Source organism: Streptomyces sp. NTH33 (assembly GCF_003236365.1).
In the GTDB taxonomy this organism is placed as follows: domain Bacteria; phylum Actinomycetota; class Actinomycetes; order Streptomycetales; family Streptomycetaceae; genus Streptomyces.
This window is the reverse complement of sequence record NZ_POTZ01000463.1, coordinates 1-5,396: the sequence shown is the minus strand read 5'-3', so window position 1 is coordinate 5,396 and position 5,396 is coordinate 1. Positions and strand designations below refer to the sequence as shown.

Sequence of the window (5,396 nt, the reverse complement as noted above, 5' to 3'; positions counted from 1 at the left end):
GATCCCGCCCACCCGCCAGATCAAAGCACTCCTGGCGGACGGAATCTGAGGCCGTCCCTTCACACCCCCGCGCGGGGAGCCGGTCAGAACACCGGCGTGCCGTTACGGGTCAGCTTCCAGTCCACCGACGCGAAGTCCTTCGGGTCCAGTACGCCCTTCGCCGTCACCCACTCGGCGATCCGGGTGCGGATCTCCGTCGACTCCGACCACAGCTCCTGGGCCGAGGCCACGTGCGGGAACGCGCCGCCGCCGTTGGCCCGGTAGTTGTTCACGGCCATCACGAACTGCTGGGCGTCGTCGAGCGCGGCACCGTCGTACGTCAGGTTCCTGATCCGCGAACCGGCCGGCTGGGCGATGTCGATGTCGTGCTGGAGCCCCGACACGTAGTCGTAGTTGTAGTCCGGGCGGTTGTTCGCGTTCGTCAGCCTGTCCACGTCGACCGGCGCACCGGCCGGCGTCTGCACGAAGTACTCCGCCGAGTACTCCAGGTACGCCCGCACCTGGGCGCCCGTCATCAGCTTGGCGACCAGCGTGTTGTCGTACACGTACAGACTCGACAGATCCCGGATCGTCACCTCGCCGGCCGGGATCTCCGAGGTCCGCGAGAAGGGCGAGGCCTGCGCGATGACCGGCAGCGCCGCGTACTGCGTGCCCGCCAGCGCGGCCTTCACCACGTCCTCCTGCACCTTGGTGATCAGGTCGATGATCGGGGCGTCCCGGTAGCGGGCGTCCACCGTCGTCAGGGTCTGGGTCGCCCGGCCGACCACCTGGTTGACGTACTTCACGACCTTCGCGTGCTCGTCCGACAGCAGCTTGGTGATCTTCGGGTCGTCGGCGACCGTGTTGGAGTTGCGCAGCGAGGCGGAGACCGACTCCACCTCCCACTTGCCCCTGACGAACACCAGCTCGATGTCGAACAGGGTCAGCCGCTCGGCGTAGCACAGCGGCTCCGACAGCACGACCGTCTTCCCGGTCTTCTCGTTGGCGACCCTCAGCTCCGGGATCTCCTTGTGCGCGTGGCCCACCAGGATCGCGTCGATACCGGGCACCTGCCGGGCGACGTTCGCCGCCGCGTCCTCCACCCACGGCAGCTGATCACCGTACGAGGAGGTGCCGGACGTACCCGAGTGCGCCGAGACGACCACCACGTCCGCGCCCATCGACCGCAGCTTCGGCACCCACTTCGCGGCCTGTTCCTCCAGCCCCGGGAAGTCCAACTTCCCCTGGACGTAGGCCTTGTCCCAGATCGCGACCCCCGGGTTGGTCAGACCCAGCACGGCGACCGTCACCGGCGGCAGACCCGGCTGGTGGAACTTCTTGATGAAGTACGGCGGGAAGGCCGGCTTCTGGGTCCGGTGGTCCACCACGTTCGCGCCCAGCAGCGGGAAGTCGCACTGCTGCTCGAACCGGCGCAGCGTCTCGATGCCGTAGTTGAACTCGTGGTTGCCGAGCGCCACCGCGTCGTACCCGATGGCGTTCATGGCCTTGGCCATCGGGTGCACCGGGCCGCCCTTGGCGGTGATCGGGTCCACCTTCGCGTAGTAGTACGTCAGCGGCGTGCCCTGGATGGTGTCGCCGGCGTCCAGCAGCAGCGTGTTCCCACGGCCCTTCTCCTTGCGGACCTGGTCCACCAGCGTGGAGATCCGGGCCAGGCCCTGGGCGTTGCCGGCCGCGTCGGTGTACTCCCCGTCCTTGAAGTAGTCCCAGTTGAAGACGTGCCCGTGCAGGTCGGTGGTGCCCATGACGGTGAGCGAGCAGCGCTTGCCCGGCTTCTGGGGCTTCCCGGCCGCGGCGGGGCCCGCGGCCTGCGCGGCCTCGGCCGCCGGGGCCGCCGCGCCGGCCAGAGCCACCCCCGCCCCGGTCGCGGCGGATCTCGTCAGGAACTTCCGGCGGTTCAGCGGCATGTCTGGTTCTCCTGGTGAAAGGTCGATGACGCGCGTAGATTCTGGCGGCCCGCGGCGAACCGCAACACCCCCGGGAGGTTGCGATCCGATGACCGACGAGGGCGGCAGGCCGGGCAACGGTGACAGAGTGGGGCGTATGACGTCAGCGCCCGGACCCGGACCCGGATCCGCCGTTCCCTACGGCACCCCCGACGCGCCTCGCATCGCCGTCCGCGGCGAGGCCCACCTCGAAGTCGACCCTGAGATCGCCCGCATCGGCATCACCGTCACCGCTCGCGGCAAGGACCGCCGTTCCGCCCTCGACGACCTCACCCGGCGCAACGCCGGTATCGTCGACCTCGTCAAGTCCTACGGCCAAGCCGTCGAACACCTGGAGACCGGCGCCTTCTCCATCACCCCGGAACTCGCCCGGCGCGGCCGCGGCGAACGCGTCCGCACCTACCGCGGCACCGTCCACCTCACCGCCGAACTCTCCGACTTCACTGCCCTGGGTGAACTGACCACCCGACTGGCCGACTTGGAACTCACCCGGGTGGACGGACCCTGGTGGGCGCTGCGCCCCGGCTCACCCGCCCACCGGCAGGCACGGCAGCAGGCCGTACGCGAGGCCGTCCAGCGGGCCAGGGAGTACGCCGAGGCACTCGGCACCACACTCGCCGCCCTCGTCGAAATCGCCGACATCGGCGCGGAGAACGCCCGTTTCGTGCCGCCGGCCCCGGGCGGCATGCGGGCGATGACGGCCTACGGCGCACCCGCACCGCAGGAGGAGGCCGCACCCCTCGACCTCGAACCGGAACGACAGCACGTGTACGCGCAACTCGACGCGCGATTCACCATAAAACCGCCCAAACTGTAATCACGTCAGCCACATCGGCCACGTCCCCTTCAACAGTCGTCAACGTCCCTTCGATCAAAGGTTGTTGAGCAGTCACGTCGCACCAATCCACTACCGACTGGTAAGGCCTAGGGTCACATCATGCGCCGAGCAAAGATCGTCTGTACTCTCGGACCCGCCACCGACACATACGACCGGATCAAAGCCCTGGTCGACGCCGGAATGGACGTCGCCCGCCTCAACCTCAGCCACGGCGGCCACGCCGAGCACGAGGAGCTCTACCAGCACGTGCGCAAGGCCGCCGACGAGACCGGCCGCAGCGTCGGAATCCTCGCCGACCTCCAGGGCCCGAAGATCCGGCTCGGCCGCTTCCGCGAAGGACCCGTACTCCTCGAACGCGGCGACACCTTCACCATCACCGTCGAAGAGGGCGTCGAGGGTGACCGCCACATCTGCGGCACCACCCACGCCGGCCTCGCGGACGACGTCACCCCCGGCGAACGCATCCTCGTCGACGACGGCAGGGTCGGCCTGGAGGTGACCGCGGTCGACGGCCCCCGGGTCCGCACCAGGGTGATCGAAGGCGGAGTGATCTCCGACCACAAGGGCCTGAACCTCCCCGGAGTCGCCGTCTCCGTCCCCGCCCTGTCCAAGAAGGACGAGGACGACCTGCGCTGGGCGCTGCACACCGGCTTCGACGTCATCGCGCTGTCGTTCGTCCGCAGCGGCCGGGACATCCTCGACGTCCACCGCGTCATGGACGACGAGGGCCGCCGCCTCCCCGTCATCGCCAAGATCGAGAAACCCCAGGCGGTGGAGGCCATGGAGGACATCGTCTCGGCCTTCGACGGCATCATGGTCGCCCGCGGCGACCTGGGCGTGGAAATGCCCCTGGAACAGGTCCCCATCGTCCAGAAGCGCGCGATCAAACTCGCCAAGCGCAACGCCAAACCGGTGATCGTCGCCACCCAGATGCTCGACTCGATGATCGACAGCTCCCGCCCGACCCGCGCGGAGGCCTCCGACGTGGCCAACGCGGTGATCGACGGCACGGACGCGGTGATGCTCTCGGGCGAGACCAGCGTGGGCAAGTACCCGGTGCACACGGTCAGGACGATGGCCCGCATCGTGACGGCGGCCGAGGACGACATCCTCGCCAAGGGCCTGCCACCCCTGACGGACCGCAGCAAGCCCCGCACCCAGGGCGGCGCGATGGCCCGCGCGGCAGCGGAGATCGGCGACTTCCTCGGCGCCAGGTTCCTGGTCGCCTTCACCCAGTCGGGCGACACGGCCCGCCGCCTCTCCCGCTACCGCTCCCCGATCCCGTTGTTGGCCTTCACCCCGGAGCCGGCGACCCGCTCCCGGCTCAGCGTGACATGGGGCGTGGAAACGTTCCTGGGCCCGCGCGTCGACACGACCGACGCGATGGTCGACCAGGTCGACGAACTGCTCCTGAGACACGGCCGCTGCGAGAAGGGCGACGTGGTGGTGATCACGGCGGGTTCCCCACCGGGGGTACCGGGCTCGACGAACCTGGTCCGGGTGCACCACGTCGGGGAGGACGACAGTCCTCGGTAGGGGATCTTCTTCAGTGCTTGGGGCCTACGTGGGCGTCCATGAGGGCTACGGAGGCTTTGCGGGCGATGGAGATCGTCACGGCGGCGCGGCTCTGGTTGAGCGGCTGCCACTCGACGCCGACCTTGTCGAGGGTGTCTGTGAAGAGCTGGACGATGTCGGTCGACGTGTTGGTGAAGAAGTACCGGGGGTATTCGTAGCGCTTGCGCTCACCGCCGACGAGGCGAGTCGTCCAGTTGGTGATACGGCAGCCGTCGGAGTGGATCAACCCCCGGATGAACTCCCAGGGGTGGGCATCGACGATTTCCTGCTGCCAGGGCTCGAGGAGGATCCGCCGCTCGTGCTTCTTGCCGGGACCGTGCTGGGGAAAGAGGCAGGGCCAGTGCTTGCTGTAGCAGGTGACGTTCTGGCAGCCCTGGCGCTGGACGCGGAACACTCTGTGGTCGGGACGGATGCGTTGCATGGCCTCGGCGCAGGCGTCGATCAAGCCAGGCCAGGCGTCTGCGCACGTGATGCGAAGGAAGTACACGCCCTTGCACAGCGAGCTGATGCAGCCATCACCGAGGTACAGGCCCAGCGTGTAGGCGTAGGCCGCGATGTCTTCAGGTTTTCCTGGTACGTCACGGCAGCGAGGGCAGGGTCTTGCACGGTGCCGGCCCAGAGGCTCGATGCGTGTCTGCCACGAGCGGATCGCAGCGCGGGAGATGCCGGTCTCCTTGCTGACGGAGTTCAGACTGCGGCCTTGCGCCACCAGGGTCAACGCTCGCTTGCGTGTATCCATGTCGTACATGTGGCCACTGTGTGCAGGTGATCGCGACCGCGTACGACAAAAGGCGGACATTCACCAGAATGGGAACATCCGCTTAGTAAGCGTGACCTTGGAAAAGAAGGAAAAGTGCCCCGGGTGGGATTCGAACCCACACTGAATACCTTTTGAGGGTATCGTCTCTGCCGATTGGACTACCGGAGCTCCTGCGAATCGAAAGATCTTTCCGACCCGCTGCGTACCCACCATACCGCAGCTAGGTACGCTCTTGGGAGCAGTACCTGCCCCGCCCCGGACCAAGGAGCGCCCCCGTGAC

The 5,396-nt window shown here is 67.9% G+C and carries 4 protein-coding genes and 1 tRNA gene; 2 read left to right on the top strand and 3 right to left on the bottom strand.

Features of this window, described 5'->3' with window-relative positions; translation table 11 throughout:
• Positions 1-83 precede the first annotated feature (83 nt).
• Positions 84-1,904 (bottom strand): bifunctional metallophosphatase/5'-nucleotidase, encoded by a 1,821-nt coding sequence (locus tag C1I97_RS30490; protein WP_111006324.1) that lies wholly within the window; start codon positions 1,902-1,904, stop codon positions 84-86.
• A gap of 136 nt (positions 1,905-2,040) precedes the next feature.
• Between C1I97_RS30490 and C1I97_RS30485 the strand changes: the two genes are divergently transcribed.
• The gene (locus C1I97_RS30485) at positions 2,041-2,760 is read left to right on the top strand and encodes an SIMPL domain-containing protein (RefSeq protein WP_111006325.1); all 720 of its coding nucleotides are present in this window, start codon (positions 2,041-2,043) and stop codon (positions 2,758-2,760) included.
• Positions 2,761-2,880: 120 nt separating this feature from the next.
• Positions 2,881-4,317, top strand: a complete 1,437-nt coding sequence (gene pyk, locus C1I97_RS30480) for a pyruvate kinase (RefSeq protein ID WP_111006323.1) — start codon at positions 2,881-2,883, stop codon at positions 4,315-4,317.
• 10 nt (positions 4,318-4,327) lie between these two features.
• Here pyk and C1I97_RS30475 read toward each other — a convergent pair whose 3' ends face one another.
• A complete protein-coding gene (locus C1I97_RS30475) occupies positions 4,328-5,104 on the bottom strand; it encodes a helix-turn-helix domain-containing protein (protein ID WP_111006322.1) in 777 nt (258 codons plus the stop codon).
• 106 nt (positions 5,105-5,210) lie between these two features.
• Positions 5,211-5,284: transfer RNA gene (locus tag C1I97_RS30470), tRNA-Leu, on the bottom strand.
• Between the last annotated feature and the right edge of the window lie 112 nt (positions 5,285-5,396).